The organism is Coleofasciculus chthonoplastes PCC 7420, from assembly GCF_000155555.1.
In the GTDB taxonomy this organism is placed as follows: domain Bacteria; phylum Cyanobacteriota; class Cyanobacteriia; order Cyanobacteriales; family Coleofasciculaceae; genus Coleofasciculus; species Coleofasciculus chthonoplastes_A.
In genome coordinates this window covers 429,800-444,731 of record NZ_DS989843.1, presented here as the reverse complement: position 1 = coordinate 444,731, position 14,932 = coordinate 429,800, and the positions used below count along the sequence as shown (strand labels likewise).

Below are 14,932 nucleotides of genomic sequence, written 5' to 3'. Positions count from 1 at the left end.
AGTCTGCACCCTTTAAGCTATATACAACAATGATGAGGTTTCCGATGAAATTTGGTGTAGTCTGGTAAAGCCGTCCATGACCTGAAAGAGGAACTCATTTCTCAAGCTCTATAGTAGGGAATTACCAGCCCAATCCGGCGTCGTTTCAGTGAGTTAATTCTTTCTCTTGAAAAGTAAAAGGAGAGAGCATCCCGTTTTGGACAAAGCATTACCTAAAGTAACGCAATTGCAAGGGTTTCAGCCCCATTCAAAGAGCCAACGTGCCAAATTGGGATGCTCCCTAAAAGGAAGGGAAATGTGGCACAAGTATTCCCACTCAAGGGTTAGTTCACCCTTTGTTTATCGCAAGTTAAGGGTTCATAGCATTTACCATCCTGTAGTCTGATGCGGACAAAGCCTTCAGCGTTTAAGGTTTTCTCAACCAAAAACCTGAGCGGAGGGAAAAGCCGCACAAGCATCAAACGCTTAATTAAGATTAACCCTTGTTGAAATCGAGGATTAGACCAACTTATGAACAGTAAACATAGACAGCATATTGCTCTCATCTCAGTTCATGGCGATCCCGCCGTGGAAATTGGTAAGGAAGAAGCGGGTGGACAGAATGTTTACGTGCGCCATCTGGGTGAAGCCCTTGCCCATCTGGGATGGCATGTAGATATGTTTACCCGAAAAGCCAGTGCTGATGATCCTGTCATCGTAGAACATAGTCCACGTTGTCGGACTATTCGTTTGAAAGCCGGTCCAGAGGCATTTGTCCCACGGGATAAGATCTTTGGCTATACTGGCGAGTTCTTAGATAATTTGCTGAGGTTTCAGGAGTGGGAAGGTGTTCGGTATTCCCTGGTTCATACCAACTATTGGATTTCTGCATGGGTGGGGATGCAATGGAAAAAGCGGCAATCGATTCCCCAAGTTCATACTTACCATTCTCTAGGTGCGGTTAAGTACCAGTCAGTCGAAGCGATCCCCATGATTGCTGGTACTCGATTGGATGTGGAAAAAGCGGTGTTAGAGACAGCCGAACGCACTGTGGCTACATCTCCCCAGGAAAAAGACCATATACGATCGCTGGTTTCGAGTAAGGGTCATATTCAGATCATTCCCTGTGGCACAGACATTCAACGCTTTGGGGCGATTGACCGCACTCAAGCAAGACAACAATTAGGATGGAATCCTGATGAAAAAATCATCTTTTATGTGGGACGCTTTGATCCGCGTAAAGGCATAGAAACCCTGGTTCGCGCTGTGGGTTGCTCTCAGATACGCCATGATCCCCAAGTGAAACTGATTATTGGTGGGGGATCTCGTCCCGGTTACAGCGATGGGATTGAGCGAGAACGGATTGAGGCGATCGTTGATGAACTGGGGATGAGGGATATCACCACATTTACCGGACGCATTCGCGATGAACTTCTATCGGTTTACTATACGGCGGCTGATGTCTGTGTGGTTCCCAGTCACTATGAACCCTTTGGTCTGGTGGCAATTGAAGCCATGGCTTGTAGTACGCCAGTTATTGCCAGTGATGTCGGTGGGTTGCAATTTACGGTTGTACCCGAAGAAACCGGATTACTAGCGCCGCCTAAAGATGAGGTGGCTTTTGCTGAGGCAATAGACCGCATTCTATCTCACCCCGACTGGCGCAATCAATTGGGTCAAAGGGCAAGATGGCGGGTGGAGGAAAAGTTTAGCTGGGATGGTGTGGCGCATCAACTCAGTGATCTTTATCTCCAGTTAGTCCGAAATTCCTCCCAGGTGTTGGAACAAGCCAGCGCGTGAATTACCCAGCGCTGACCTGTTGTGTTCTGATTCTTGCAGCTAGGCGTTTCAGACGGTAGGGGTTTGGTAACTAAACCCCTATCGTCTTTTGATGCCTTTTTCAACACTCAAAACGACTCCCTGTTCCCATTTGTGATTCATAGTTCGTTACAATCGAAAGGACACGACGAACAAAAAATCAAGGATAAAGGACAAAGGACTAAGGACAAATGACCGATGGCTGAACTTCCTCAAACGTTAGACGAAGCGATCGCTCAAGCTCGCGAAGCGACACAAGCCGCCCTCAATGATGGATACACTCGCCTGCAAGTCGAGTTAGTGTTTCCAGAGATTGCCCTGCAAGCCCAATCCATTGCATGGCAATTTACCCCGATCTTTGAACAGTATGGTTCGGGGCTAAAGGTTCTCTTCCCTGATGCTGGGGCGGCGGCACTTGCCCGTCGAGACTGGGGAGAAACACCGTTCAAAGTGACAGACATTGGCACAAGTCGCTCCCCTGTCGAAAGTAGGATTCAGCCAGAGGATGAGGCGTTTTTGATTGTTTCCCCTTCGGCGGTGGAAGTGAGTCAAGTGGAAAAACTCTGCAATTTGGCAGGCGATCGCCCCTGTGTCTTACTCACGCCTCAGCTTGAAGATCTGAAAGTGGTGGGTATTGGCTACGCCGCCCGTCAACTCCGTGAACGGTTTCTCAGTACCCTAACCTCTTGTTACTACGTCCAACCTCTGGATGGAGCGGCTCTACTTCGGGTTTATCCGGGACTATGGCAGATCTGGCTGGAAAAGGAAAATGCCTATCAGCTTATTGCTGAAGAACCGCAAAAACCTGTAGGAGATGCCTTAGAACTGATTATTGCTAAAGTAACGGGTAGCGGTGACTCAGAAGATACACCTGCTGCAAAAAAACCAGGGTTTCTCTCTACGCTACAGAGCTTTTTAGACGCATTGAGTCGTTAATTAAAAATCTAAACGCTAAACGTCAAAAACCCACTATATCTAGCGTCTTTTTCGCAAAAATGTTGAAAAAGCGCTATCTATGATATGATTCTACAATTTATCAAGTCAATGTAATAATTGAAATTGCATAAAAAATTTTGATCGAGGGTGCAAAAACCGACAGTAAATCTTCCCTGGAACATGTCCAATGAATCCTTCTTGTGAGGAGAATGAGCCAAACCTATTCCATGGGGAAGCATCTCTCCAAGCCTTTTTTGATCTTTCTGCTGAGTTGTTGTGTATCCGTGACAGTAACGGGTATTTTAGAGAAATCAACTCAGTTTGGGAAAAGACTCTAGGCTGGACGTTAGATGAACTGCGATCGCGCCCTTGGTTAGAGTTTGTTCATCCTGATGATGTGGCATTCACCTTTGATATGGAGAATCAATGTCACACTCTCCAGGATAATAAAACCCCAATATGCCTTAAAAATCGCTTTCGTTGTCGAGACGGAAGCTATCGTTGGCTGTCTTGGCGTTTGGGAGCCTATCAAAATAGTGTAAGCCATGGTATTGCCCATGATGTCACCGAAAGCAATTGGCGAGGGAGTCAGGCATATCGCAAAGGAGTCCAGGAAACCGTTAAGCTACGCGATCAAGCGATCGCGGCGAGTAGTGTCGGCATTGTCATTGCTGATGCGCGTTTGCCAGATATGCCGCTTATCTATGTTAATCCTGCCTTTGAGGAAATAACAGGTTACTCTGACGCTGAAGTCCTCGGTTATAATTGTCGTTTCTTGCAAGGAAAAGATACCAGTCAGCCAGCCGTTGATCAACTCCGTGCTGCGATTAAAGCCGGAGAAAATTGCACCGTTACCTTACTCAATTACCGGAAAGACGGAACACCATTCTGGAATGAATTGACAATTTCCCCCATTTATGATGACCATAATAACCTAACTCATTTTGTCGGCATCCAATCCGATATTAGTGATCGGATAAAAGCGGAACAAGCCCTACGCTTAGAACAAGAAAAGTCAGAACGGTTATTGCTCAACATTTTACCCAAGCCTATTGTTGACCAATTAAAACAGTTTGAGGGAAGTTTAGCACAACAATTTACGGAAGCGACTATCTTATTTGCTGATATTGTCGGCTTTACGCAGCTTTCGGCTCAAATGTCTCCCTTAGAACTGCTTAATCTACTAAATAATATTTTTTCTGTTTTTGATAAATTAGCCGAAAAACATGGCATTGAGAAAATCAAAACCATTGGCGATGCTTATATGGCTGTGGCGGGTTTACCTGTAGCAAATGATCATCATGCTGAGGCAATTGCAAACATGGCGTTGGATATGCAACAAGCCATTCAACAATTTAAAACACCACAAGGGGAACCCTTTCAAATTCGCATTGGCATTAATACGGGACTTGTGGTAGCTGGTGTAATTGGGATTAAAAAGTTTAGCTATGATCTTTGGGGAGATGCAGTTAATGTGGCGTCTCGCATGGAATCATCTGGACTTCCCGGAAAAATTCAAGTGACAGCGGCGACAAAAGAGCGTTTGCAGGATAAGTATGTATTTGAAAAACGGGGTGCGATCGTGGTTAAGGGAAAAGGGGAAATGATCAACTATTGGCTGGTTGGGAAGCAGGAGTAGTAGAGACGTGCCATGGCACGTCTGGGAGATGGGGAAGATGGGAGTTAATGCAAAATTCAGTCAGGGCGGGTTTTGTACTCCAGTTAGGGTTAATTATCAAAGTTAGTCCCTAAACCCGCCCCTACACAGTCAAAACTATACTATAGTTGTTTCACATAAACGCGATCGCACCGCTTTGTCTCTACCCCTGTGGTTGGCTGATAGCCGCTACTTTCATAAAGCTGGATGGCTTCTTTGAGGGCGCTAGCGGTTTCAATCCAAATTTCTTGGAAACCCCGGTTGGCAATTGTTTCCTCAAGCTGTTGCAACAAAAATTTACCGAGTCCTTGTCCTCTAAACTCTGGAAGCAGGTACATTTTACGGATTTCTACAGCGTTTTTGCCGCGTTCGATTGGATAATACGCCGAGGTTCCCACAACTTTACCTTGGTATTCGATTACCCAAAACTCTCCCCCAACCGTTTGATAGAAGGTTTCGACGTCAACCACATCGCGATCGGCTCTCCTTGGTTCCCAGGTTAAGCCGTATTCTGACAAGACTGAACCAATAACCTCGGCGGCGTTGACGCGATCGCGCGGTTCCCAGTCACGAATTAAAAAGTCACGGTAATAGGTTTTCATTGTGTACGAAATAAAGAATATCGAGTTTTATTATCGTCTTTGCTTGCCTTTCGAGCAAATGTCAGAACTCACAATTGTGGTAAGCTGTTCGGCATTTAAACCTTAATATCAATAACGGCGAAAGCCTTGTAGTGCGAGCATCTTGCTCGCTACTAATACCCAATTTAAATGCATGACAGCTTACTCTGTCAAGCTAAGCTGTTCCGCATTTAAAGCTTAATGTCAATAATGGTGAAATCCTTGTCGTAGTGTGAGCATCTTGCTCACTACTAAGTAGTCGGACTTATTTAGGGTAAATGCTGGTAAAATTATCAGACACTACACTAAATTAATTCACAATAGACCACGAAAAATTAAACATTAACCCCAAATAATGCTCAACCTCTGGGATATTGCCGCGATCGATCAACATGCTCACAACCTACTGAACCCCTCCGCCACAAAGCGTTATCCTTATACAGCGGCTTTTACGGAAGGGTATCATCCTGATATTATTAATCATCATGCCCGTTATAGCCTGTTCTACCGTCGCAGTTTACGGGATATTGCTCAACTTTTGGATTGTGAGCCAACAGAAGCTGTAATTCTTGAACATCGCAGGCAACTAGGGTTAGAAAAACTCACACAGAAATGTTTTCATGCCTCTAACCTTGAGGCAATATTTCTCGATGATGGCTTTTTGCCCGGTGATATTATGCCCCTCGAATGGCATCAGCAATTTGTTCCTGTGCAGCGGATTCTGCGATTGGAATATCTAGCAGAAAAGCTGATTATAGAGACTGATGACTTCAAGACATTTTGGGAACAATTCCGGAGTCAGATTGATCCACCATCGGCTGGAATTGTGGGATTTAAAAGTGTTGCGGCTTACCGAACAGGTTTAGATATTCAATGGACACCCAAGGAGTTTGCTAAACAACGATTTTATGAAATCAAGCCAACGTCAAGTCAATCCTTACGCCTATCAGATAAGCCATTTATTGATTTTGTAATCACCCAAGCTCTAGAAATTGCTAGCAAATACCAGTTACCGATACAATTTCATACAGGGTTTGGTGACCCGGATTTGGATCTGCGCTTGAGCAATCCCTTGTATCTGCGATCGCTCCTTGAAGATAAACGTTTTGAAAACGTCCCCATTGTCCTACTACACGCGGCTTATCCCTATAGTCAGGAAGCTGGATATTTAGCATCCGTTTATCCGCAAGTCTATCTAGATTTTGGATTAGCCGTTCCGTTTTTGAGTCATGCTGGAATGCGTCGAACGGTTCAGCAACTGTTAGAACTGACGCCAACCAGTAAACTGATGTATTCCTCAGATGCTCACAATATTCCAGAATTGTATTATTTGGGCGCAAAATGGGGGCGAGAGGTGTTAAGTCAGGTGTTAGATGGGGCGATTCATGATGGTGATTTGACAGCAAAGGAAGCTGAATCAGTTGCTTATGCGATTCTCTGTGACAATGCCCGAAAACTTTATTTGGAAAAGTCATAAATAATAACTAATGAGTCATAATAAAAATTGCATTTTAATTTTTATTTCGCCTAGATTTAGATAGTATTTGTAGGGGCGGGTTTAGGGATTAACATTGATAATTGACCCTAACTGGAGTACAAAACCCGCCCTTTCCCTAGAATTGATAGAGCGAGATCATATCTGTAGGGGCGGGTTTAGGGATTAACATTGATAATTGACCCTAACTGGAGTACAAAACCCGCCCTTTCCCTAGAATTAATATAGCGAGATCATATCTGTAGGGGCGGGTTTAGGGATTAACATTGATAATTGACCCTAACTGGAGTACAAAACCCGCCCTTTCCCTAGAATTAATATAGCGAGATCATATCTGTAGGGGCGGGTTTAGGGATTAACATTGATAATTGACCCTAACTGGAGTACAAAACCCGCCCTTTCCCTAGAATTAATATAGCGAGATCATACCTGTAGGGGCGGGTTTAGGGATTAACATTGATAATTGACCCTAACTGGAGTACAAAACCCGCCCTTTCCCTAGAATTGATAGAGCGAGATCATATCTGTAGGGGCGGGTTTAGGGATTAACATTGATAATTGACCCTAACTGAAATACAAAACCCGCCCTTTCCCTAGAATTAATATAGCGAGATCATATCTGTAGGGGCGGGTTTAGGGATTAACATTGATAATTGACCCTAACTGAAATACAAAACCCGCCCTTTCCCTAGAATTAATATAGCGAGATCATATCTGTAGGGGCGGGTTTAGGGATTAACATTGATAATTGACCCTAACTGAAATACAAAACCCGCCCTTTCCCTAGAATTAATATAGCGAGATCATATCTGTAGGGGCGGGTTTAGGGATTAACATTGATAATTGACCCTAACTGAAATACAAAACCCGCCCTTTCCATAGAATTGATATAGCGCGATCATATCTGTAGGGGCGGGTTTAGGGATTAACATTGATAATTGACCCTAACTGGAGTACAAAACCCGCCCTTTCCATAGAATTGACTCTACCCAACCGACTCGAATGTTCAAAATGTTACAACATTTTAAGAGGTAGAACCGGACTAAAATGCTAATATGCCTTCCCAGAAGTTTCGTCGTCAGTTGCGTCAAGAAGCACATCAATGGCAAAGTGAGGGGTTAATTGATCCCTCTGTCTATGAACAACTTGCCCAACGCTATCAATTTGGGGAACTCGAAACGGCTTCCCGTAACCAATTTGTCTCGATTCTGCTGCTGATCGGCAGTATCCTTTTAGGCGTAGGCGCGATCGCGTTTTTCGCCGCCAACTGGCAAGTTTGGTCGCGAGAGTTGAAAGTAGCGTTACTCCTGCTGCTGTTTATTGGATTCAATACAGCAGGCTTTGTTTTGTGGCAACGTCCTAAAGGAGGACAACGCCGTTTAGGACAAATATTGCTGATGCTAGGGGCGCTGATATTGGGGGTAAATATGGCGCTGATATCCCAACTCTTTCAGCAAAATCGACCCGCTTATCAATTGCTGCTGCTTTGGGGAGTTGGCGTCTTGGGGATGGCGTATAGCTTGCGGCTAACTGGCTTAGGCATACTTTCTGCCCTTTTGATCACAATTGGATATATTCAGGGACAAGGACAACCCGAATTTTTAGCGATTGGAGAGATAGGTTGGCTGCGGCTGATGGTACGATTTATGCCCGTAGTCGCGGGTGTGATGTTTATTCCCTTAGCCTACTGGTGCGGTTCTCGGTGGATATTTCGCCTCGGTGCGATCGCGGTGATTTATTCATTGGAGGTGAACTTACTAAGCCTCAACGTTTTAATCGCCCCCGCCTGGGTTAGCGCGATCGCTTGCGCCCTTCCCCCAGCATTATTATGGGGGTACAGAGATAGGTTCTGGAGACGGTATCTTCCCAATGCTAAATCCTTCGAGAGTACAGCCCGCACACTTGCTATTATTTTCCTCAGTCTCTTATTTTCCCTCTTATCGTTCTATTGGATGTGGAATGTTTCCTTTATGCCATCTGCCAATAACGCCTTTCATGTACCGTGGTATATTTTGGTCAATCTGTTTATCTTCGTCAGCATAACAATTTGGGAATGGCTGCATCGTTGGCGTCAGTTCAACCGAACAACTAGCTTTGTGGCTTTCATGATTGTGATTAGCGCCGTCATTCCCTATTGGCATCTCAGGACGGGTTCTTTAGATATCGCGGCAGTATTAACGTTCAATTTAATGTTACTCGTTTTAGCGATCGGTATAATCCGTAAAGGAATCACCCAAGCCCAACGACGTTTTTTCTGGGGAGGGTTGGTGCTGTTAACGTTGCAAGTCTTAAGTCGGATGGTTGAGTACAATACCGATTTACTGTTCAAATCCCTAGTTTTTTTACTGTGCGGTTGCGGTATTATAGCGGCTGGGGTAACTTTTGAATACTATATTCGCGCTCAACACTCAAAATAATTTTTCTCTTCCCTAGTCTCTAGTCTATAACAAATGACGTAGCTTGCTTCTCGCGCTCTTCGAGTATGACGAATGACAAATGACAAATGACAAATAACACTACCCCTTCTATCCCTTTCCGGCGATTTTGGCTCACTTTGTTATTTCAAACAGCTTTAATCCTGGCTGTGCCTGCCCAAGCGATTTACACTCATATCGCAGGTAAAATTATCATTTTGCAAACAGCCCCCTTAGAACCCTACAATCTATTGCGAGGCTACTCTCAAACTATGAGGTATGACATTTCTAGTCAAGAGCAATTACGCGGTTTACCAGGTTGGAACAATTTACCTAAACAACAAAGTGATGACAACACCGTAATGTTTATTAAGCCAGGAACTCACTTTTATGTAATTTTAGCAGAACCGATTTCACTCAGGTTGCCTGGACTACCACAACCATGGGAACCTATTTCTCTGAGTCTCAAACGTCCTACCAATCTCAACAACAATCAGGTTGTTTTGAGAGGAATTGCCCAACGGGGATTAATTGAGTATGGACTCGAAAATTATACTATGCCTGAAGCAGAACGGAATCAGATTAATGATGATCTGCGGGCAGCAAGACTTGCCAATCCTGAACAAACCCAACAAATTCCGCCTATTGTTATGGAAGTTAAAGTTGATGCTTGGGGAAATGCCGTTCCGATTAGTCTTTGGGTACAGACTGGTGAAGCGAATCAACAAAATATTCGCCAGTATCGTCTCTGATTGAGTCATTCGTCTTATGTCATTTGTCTTTAATAGTGGAGGTTGTCAGTTGGGTTTCGACTTCGCTCAACCCAATCAAAGGCTAAAGCCCTTACTACGAACTGTGTCACGCCCCGACAATTGAATCAGGGCGGGTTTTGTTGTTCATTTATTGATGACAAGTCCTTTTAGTGGCTAAACCCGCCCCTACAGAATTTATTACTTTTGACTGTTGAGTATTTATGACGATTACTTCCAAATTCCCCATCCCGTTAGCAACAACTGAGTTGTAGGTTGGGTTTCGACTTCGCTCAACCCAACCAAAGGCTAAAGCCCTTACTACGAACTGTGTCACACCCCGACAATTGAATCAGGGCGGGTTTTGTTGATATGTTATCAATAAGTTAGGGCGGGTTTTGTTGTTCATTTATTGATGACAAGTCGTTTTAATGGCTAAACCCGCCCCTACAGAATTTATTGCTTTTGACTGTTGAGTGTTTATGACGATTACTTCAAACTTTCCCATCCCGTCAGCAACAACTGAGTTTTACAGTTGGCGTAATTATCGTTGTGCTTACGACTATTATCAGCCGAATCAGGCTAGCGATACACCATTGGTGTTAATGCATCCGATTGGCGTCGGATTATCCCGTTGGTTTTGGCATCGCTTTTGCCAACAGTGGTATCAAGCGGGATATTCTCAACCCATTTATAATCCTGACTTACTCGGATGTGGTGACAGTGATATGCCCCATGTTGCTTATCATCCTACAGATTGGGCGCAGCAGTTAAATTATTTTTTACAGACTGTTGTCAAAAAACCCGCTATTGTGGTGGTGCAAGGTGCAGAATTACCCGTAGCCCTTTCTCTCGTCCAGTTGCCAGATGCATCAAATTATGTCAAAGGATTGGTATTGTCGGGTCCACCGTCTTGGGCTGTAATGACTCAGGAAACCTCTACGTTGAAGCACAAACTTGCCTGGAATCTGTTTGATTCGCCGTTTGGTCGTCTATTCTATCGCTACGCCCGTCGCCGTCAATTTTTACGTTCATTTTCCTCAAAGCAGCTATTTGCTGAACCAGACGATATTGATGAGCAATGGTTAGACAGTCTCAGAAAAGGTGCTGCTGATACCGCTAGTCGCCACGCCGTTTTTTCGTTCTTATCTGGGTTCTGGCGACAAGACTATCAACAGGTTATTGCTTCCATTCAGCAACCGACATTTGTGGTAGTAGGCGAAGAAGCCAGCAGTATCAGTCGCGAGGGTAAATTGGAAACACCTGAGCAACGCTTAGATTACTATATCAAGTATTTTCCCCAAGGTCAGGGGTGTAAAATTCCGGGTCGTAATGTTTTACCTTATGAGTCAACGGCGGCTTTTGTCTCAGTTGTTGCCGATTGGATTAATCGAATAGTAGAGATATAGCGCGTCTAAATCATTTGTCCAAAAAACTAACGTTGTTTTTATATCTATTTTAAACATTTTTAGCTTGGACTTAATTAATCTATTAAGCTGTAATGCATTTAAATTGGGTATTAGTAGCGAGCAAGATGCAAAGCCTGCGGCATGGCTTCGCTTAACGCACTACAAGGATCTCGCAATTCTTGACATTATGGTTTAAATGCCCAACAGCTTATCTTGCTTTTTTAAGCTTCATATGAGCTGTATAAATCCATAGACGCGCTAAAAAGCATTTACGCAAACCTTGCCGGAACTGAACTGTACCCCTTCTTGCGGGCTAGATAGACTCTATGCCTACCATCTAGGATTTGGTAGGGTTTACCTGCACCACGATCAAGAGCAATTGGATTGCTTTTACTGTTTAGTTGAGTCTCAAAAGAATCATAACTATTTTCTAATGCTTTAAGTTTTTTGGGTTCTAGTTCACTGTAAGAGACAGTTTGAATCTCAGATAATCTTACCTGTTGAATTTGCATGATAATACTCCAATAAGAAAGATGAATGGTGATTAGCTTGTGATGACACCATTTTTACCACCCTATTCAATCACTAAGCCATATCCCCTGATCAACTAAGGGAATTGCAGCTTAATAATATACCAATCAAGCTTGGCTGAATTCATGAATACAGCTTTCTTCACTGGTACTTTATGTTTACGCAATTTCGTAATTTTGACTTAAGTCTAGTGTAAACCAGGAAAAATACAAATATTAACTGATAAACGTCAGTGGCAATGGTGCGTTACGCTACGCTAACGCACCCTACAGATTTTCTGAATATAATGTGCTTTTTTCCGCCTTTAGTTGCATGAGATTTCTCACCACAGGTGATGGATTCGGCTGTTGTTCTTACCAGTGATATTTGAGGTGGGGGAGATCTTACAGCGCAAAGCGCTGTAATAAAGTACAGTAGATCAAAGTCCCCCTTTTTAAGGGGGATTTAGGGGGATCGACAAGGTACCGCATAGCAGAGCAAACTGCTGTATATTATCATGTTGGGTTAAACTCAGTTTGATGTGGGAGGATGCCAACCGGCTATGACCCATTGTTGTCTAACTGTAACTGATACGATATTGTTCAGTTGTAGGGCTATAACGGTGGCTCGACCGCAGGCAGTACGTCCCAGAATTTGAGTGCCATCCTCGCTCCATGCAAAATGTCTTGACCATTTTTGCTTTCTCGGATTAAATAGCTTCACTCTTTTACCAGTTAGTGGGTCTTCTGCATCGCTTTGTATCCCCTTATAACTGTTACATAGACGACAAGCTAACCATAAATTATCTTCCTCATCTGTACCTCCTTTTGCTTTAGGAATAATATGTTCAATTTCCAAAACTCCCAAAACATATTTCTGTAAACTACGACAGTAACCGCATTAATTACCAGCTTGGGTGCGAATTTTGTCCCGCACTGTTTCAGATATCCAGCCTGTGTTCATGTATTTAAAGGTTCTCGCAAGCCTCGCTGAACTGCCTCACGTAATGCCTGAGCTTTAAGTAATAGTTTCTCTTGATAAACTTGCATCAAAGCCCACAGTTGAGAACGTTCAGCATCTGTCAGCGTTCCCGCCTGTTGATTATAGAGCAATTCGCTTAAGCGTTGGTCTTGTTCAGGTGTCATCTGCGATTCAGTTAAAGCGATAACCTCCTGATTAGAAAGCGTAGCAACTGATAAACTTTCTCTATTCTCAGTCCATGCCGCTTTGGGCGTAAGCGGAGAGAAAGAAAGGTCAATGACTTGCGCCAAGACATCAGCCACATTGCGGTTAGTCATTTGGGCAAAATATTCAGCTTTTTGGTATATGTCATCTGACAAAGTTATGGTAATTTGAGTTGTCATAGTTATTCCGTTTACTTAACGACTCCTTTTATAATCCAGTCCGCGCAGGCGGACTTAGTTTGTGTAGCGATTTTATCGCCTACTTTCCTCAATCGAACCGCCAATTAAACGGTAGACGCGCATAAATCCCTTTCGGATCATTCAGCGCCTGTAACATTGCCAAATCCTCTTTCAATTTCATGAACTCTGCCATTAAGGGATCAGGCTGTCGCGTAGTATTACTATCATTCCCGACAAACTCTTCAATCAAACGCTCTTCCAAGGTTTGGAAACGAGGATATTCTTCTAATTTCCAATCCTCGCCTAAATTTGCCTCTTTAACCGCATACTCAATTGCATCATCGAGTCCACCAATTTCATCGACTAATCCCAACTGTTTCGCATCAATACCTGACCACACTCGCCCTTGAGCAATTTGAGCAACTTTATCTTTGGGTAACTTACGGGACTCAGCCACTTTGTCCAAGAATTTAGAGTAAACTTGGTCAACTATTTTTTGAATCAGGGCTAACTCTTGAGTGGTTTTGGGACGAGAAACGGTTTGGGTATCCGCAAAACGTCCCGTTTTCACGACATCCCACGTAATTCCATTCTCGTTGGCAATTTGCTGGACATTCATCAATAATCCAAACACGCCAATTGAACCCGTTACAGTATTGGGTTCGGCAAAAATTCGGTTACCATAGGTGGAAATCCAATATCCCCCAGATGCAGCAATATCTCCCATGGAAATAATGACAGGTTTGGAGTCGCGAGTAAGTTTGACTTCCCGTTGAATAATCTCAGATGCGGTAGCACTACCTCCCGGACTATTCACTCGTAAGACAACAGCTTTTACTGAATCATCAAGGCGCAATTTTCGCATTTGTGCGGCAAAGGATTCCCCTCCCACCTCTTGGACACTTCCTTCACCATCAACAATTTCACCACTGGCATAAAGGACAGCAATTTTATTTTTAGAAGCGCGTTGATGTTCAGGTTTATCGGCGATATCAGCATAGGTGGACAGGTGAACCTGACGAAAGGATTTCTCTGTTTCACTTTCACCCGTGAGTTCCTGAAGTTGGGCAATAACTTCATCGTAATAGCCCACTTTATCGACTAAGCGGCGTCCGATCGCATCCGATGCTAAGACAATACCTTGAGTATCCGCGATCGCTTGTAACTCTTGAGGTGTTACTTGACGGCTTTTCCCCACCGTTGTCCGAAATTCTGTCCACAGATCTCCGAGTAACGCTTGCATCTGCTGTCGGTTTTCTTGACTCAATTCTTTCAATACAAAGGGTTCTACGGCTGACTTATATTTGCCTACCCGAATCACCTGAATTCCAATGCCAAATTTTTCCAAGGCTCCAGTGAAAAACATGGGCTGAGAACTAAAGCCATTCATTTCCAGGCTACCCATGGGATTGAGGACAATTGTATCGGCGATTGAACTTAGATAATATTCTCCTTCTCCAGAATCTACATCGTAGGCGATAATTTTTTTGCCGCTTTCTTTGAACCGTTCTAATGCTTCTCTGACTTCTTTCAGCGTGGCAAATCCGGTACCACTACTGGTGCTTGTCTGTGATCCATCCAGGTAAAGCGCCACAATTCGTGAATCCTCAGCCGCCGTGTTTAAGGTATCGATAACCTTGCGTAATGTAATCGTGTCGGTTTCTTCTCCAGATAGTGCTTCTTCAATCGCGCGACTGGTGCTGGATGTGGGATCGGTATCCCGAACGGTTAAGGATAAGTCAAAAACCAGTACCGATTTATCTTTAACTTGGGGTCCAGTATCTCTAGATGCGGCGGTGATAATTAAACTAACCAGTCCAACAGTGCCAATACCGAAAAATAAGGTAAAACCAAGTAGGCTACCCAACATACTGGCAAGAGTTTGTGTAATGAATTTACGCATTTTCTGGTTATCCGTTATGAGTTATTCGTTATCTGTTGTTTATGTTTAGTTGTTGTCTGAAGCGTTTCCAATGGATTT

Annotated in this window: 11 protein-coding genes and 1 pseudogene; 7 read left to right on the top strand and 5 right to left on the bottom strand. The window is 43.8% G+C overall.

Annotation, left to right across the window (positions count from 1 at the left end; all coding sequences use genetic code 11):
- Positions 1-510: 510 nt before the first annotated feature.
- From MC7420_RS05695 to MC7420_RS05685, 3 genes are all read left to right on the top strand, one after another.
- The gene (locus tag MC7420_RS05695) at positions 511-1,779 is read left to right on the top strand and encodes a glycosyltransferase family 4 protein (protein WP_006098902.1); all 1,269 of its coding nucleotides are present in this window, start codon (positions 511-513) and stop codon (positions 1,777-1,779) included.
- A gap of 216 nt (positions 1,780-1,995) precedes the next feature.
- Positions 1,996-2,733, top strand: coding sequence for a DUF1995 family protein (locus MC7420_RS05690; RefSeq protein WP_006098939.1), 738 nt, complete (start codon positions 1,996-1,998; stop codon positions 2,731-2,733).
- A 187-nt stretch (positions 2,734-2,920) separates the two neighbouring features.
- Entirely contained in the window at positions 2,921-4,372 is a 1,452-nt protein-coding gene (locus MC7420_RS05685; RefSeq protein WP_006099135.1) for an adenylate/guanylate cyclase domain-containing protein, read from the top strand.
- Between the two features lie 140 nt (positions 4,373-4,512).
- Here MC7420_RS05685 and MC7420_RS05680 read toward each other — a convergent pair whose 3' ends face one another.
- Entirely contained in the window at positions 4,513-4,992 is a 480-nt protein-coding gene (locus MC7420_RS05680; RefSeq protein ID WP_006098786.1) for a GNAT family N-acetyltransferase, read from the bottom strand.
- A 373-nt stretch (positions 4,993-5,365) separates the two neighbouring features.
- Between MC7420_RS05680 and MC7420_RS05675 the strand changes: the two genes are divergently transcribed.
- The 4 genes from MC7420_RS05675 to MC7420_RS05660 all read left to right on the top strand — a co-directional run bounded on the left by MC7420_RS05675 (position 5,366) and on the right by MC7420_RS05660 (position 11,077).
- Complete coding sequence (locus tag MC7420_RS05675; RefSeq protein ID WP_006099054.1) at positions 5,366-6,487, top strand: amidohydrolase family protein; 1,122 nt, start codon at positions 5,366-5,368, stop codon at positions 6,485-6,487.
- A gap of 1,073 nt (positions 6,488-7,560) precedes the next feature.
- Positions 7,561-8,922, top strand: a complete 1,362-nt coding sequence (locus MC7420_RS05670; protein WP_006098941.1) for a DUF2157 domain-containing protein — start codon at positions 7,561-7,563, stop codon at positions 8,920-8,922.
- A gap of 86 nt (positions 8,923-9,008) precedes the next feature.
- Positions 9,009-9,671, top strand: coding sequence for a GDYXXLXY domain-containing protein (locus MC7420_RS05665; protein ID WP_044205214.1), 663 nt, complete (start codon positions 9,009-9,011; stop codon positions 9,669-9,671).
- Between the two features lie 479 nt (positions 9,672-10,150).
- Positions 10,151-11,077, top strand: coding sequence for an alpha/beta fold hydrolase (locus MC7420_RS05660; protein WP_006098873.1), 927 nt, complete (start codon positions 10,151-10,153; stop codon positions 11,075-11,077).
- Positions 11,078-11,346: 269 nt separating this feature from the next.
- On the opposite strand, the gene MC7420_RS05655 is transcribed toward MC7420_RS05660, so the two are convergent.
- The 4 genes and pseudogenes from MC7420_RS05655 to sppA all read right to left on the bottom strand — a co-directional run bounded on the left by MC7420_RS05655 (position 11,347) and on the right by sppA (position 14,854).
- Positions 11,347-11,589, bottom strand: coding sequence for a ParB N-terminal domain-containing protein (locus MC7420_RS05655; RefSeq protein WP_006099042.1), 243 nt, complete (start codon positions 11,587-11,589; stop codon positions 11,347-11,349).
- Between the two features lie 529 nt (positions 11,590-12,118).
- A pseudogene (locus tag MC7420_RS05650) lies at positions 12,119-12,550 on the bottom strand (HNH endonuclease).
- Positions 12,547-12,951, bottom strand: a complete 405-nt coding sequence (locus MC7420_RS05645) for a hypothetical protein (RefSeq protein WP_006098790.1) — start codon at positions 12,949-12,951, stop codon at positions 12,547-12,549. Before MC7420_RS05645 ends, MC7420_RS05650 begins: the two are co-directional and overlap by 4 nt.
- Before the next feature lie 88 nt (positions 12,952-13,039).
- On the bottom strand, positions 13,040-14,854 hold the full coding sequence (gene sppA, locus MC7420_RS05640) for a signal peptide peptidase SppA (protein WP_044205211.1): 1,815 nt from the start codon (positions 14,852-14,854) through the stop codon (positions 13,040-13,042).
- Positions 14,855-14,932 lie beyond the last annotated feature (78 nt).

What these genes read in the sequence shown, in the direction of transcription:
- MC7420_RS05645 (WP_006098790.1), bottom strand. Translation starts at nt 12,951, where the DNA reads ATGACAACTCAAATTACCATAACTTTGTCAGATGACATATACCAAAAA.
- MC7420_RS05655 (WP_006099042.1), bottom strand. Translation starts at nt 11,589, where the DNA reads ATGCAAATTCAACAGGTAAGATTATCTGAGATTCAAACTGTCTCTTAC.
- MC7420_RS05695 (WP_006098902.1), top strand. Translation starts at nt 511, where the DNA reads ATGAACAGTAAACATAGACAGCATATTGCTCTCATCTCAGTTCATGGC.
- MC7420_RS05665 (WP_044205214.1), top strand. Translation starts at nt 9,009, where the DNA reads ATGACAAATAACACTACCCCTTCTATCCCTTTCCGGCGATTTTGGCTC.
- MC7420_RS05680 (WP_006098786.1), bottom strand. Translation starts at nt 4,992, where the DNA reads ATGAAAACCTATTACCGTGACTTTTTAATTCGTGACTGGGAACCGCGC.
- MC7420_RS05670 (WP_006098941.1), top strand. Translation starts at nt 7,561, where the DNA reads ATGCCTTCCCAGAAGTTTCGTCGTCAGTTGCGTCAAGAAGCACATCAA.
- MC7420_RS05690 (WP_006098939.1), top strand. Translation starts at nt 1,996, where the DNA reads ATGGCTGAACTTCCTCAAACGTTAGACGAAGCGATCGCTCAAGCTCGC.
- MC7420_RS05675 (WP_006099054.1), top strand. Translation starts at nt 5,366, where the DNA reads ATGCTCAACCTCTGGGATATTGCCGCGATCGATCAACATGCTCACAAC.
- sppA (WP_044205211.1), bottom strand. Translation starts at nt 14,854, where the DNA reads ATGCGTAAATTCATTACACAAACTCTTGCCAGTATGTTGGGTAGCCTA.
- MC7420_RS05660 (WP_006098873.1), top strand. Translation starts at nt 10,151, where the DNA reads ATGACGATTACTTCAAACTTTCCCATCCCGTCAGCAACAACTGAGTTT.
- MC7420_RS05685 (WP_006099135.1), top strand. Translation starts at nt 2,921, where the DNA reads ATGAATCCTTCTTGTGAGGAGAATGAGCCAAACCTATTCCATGGGGAA.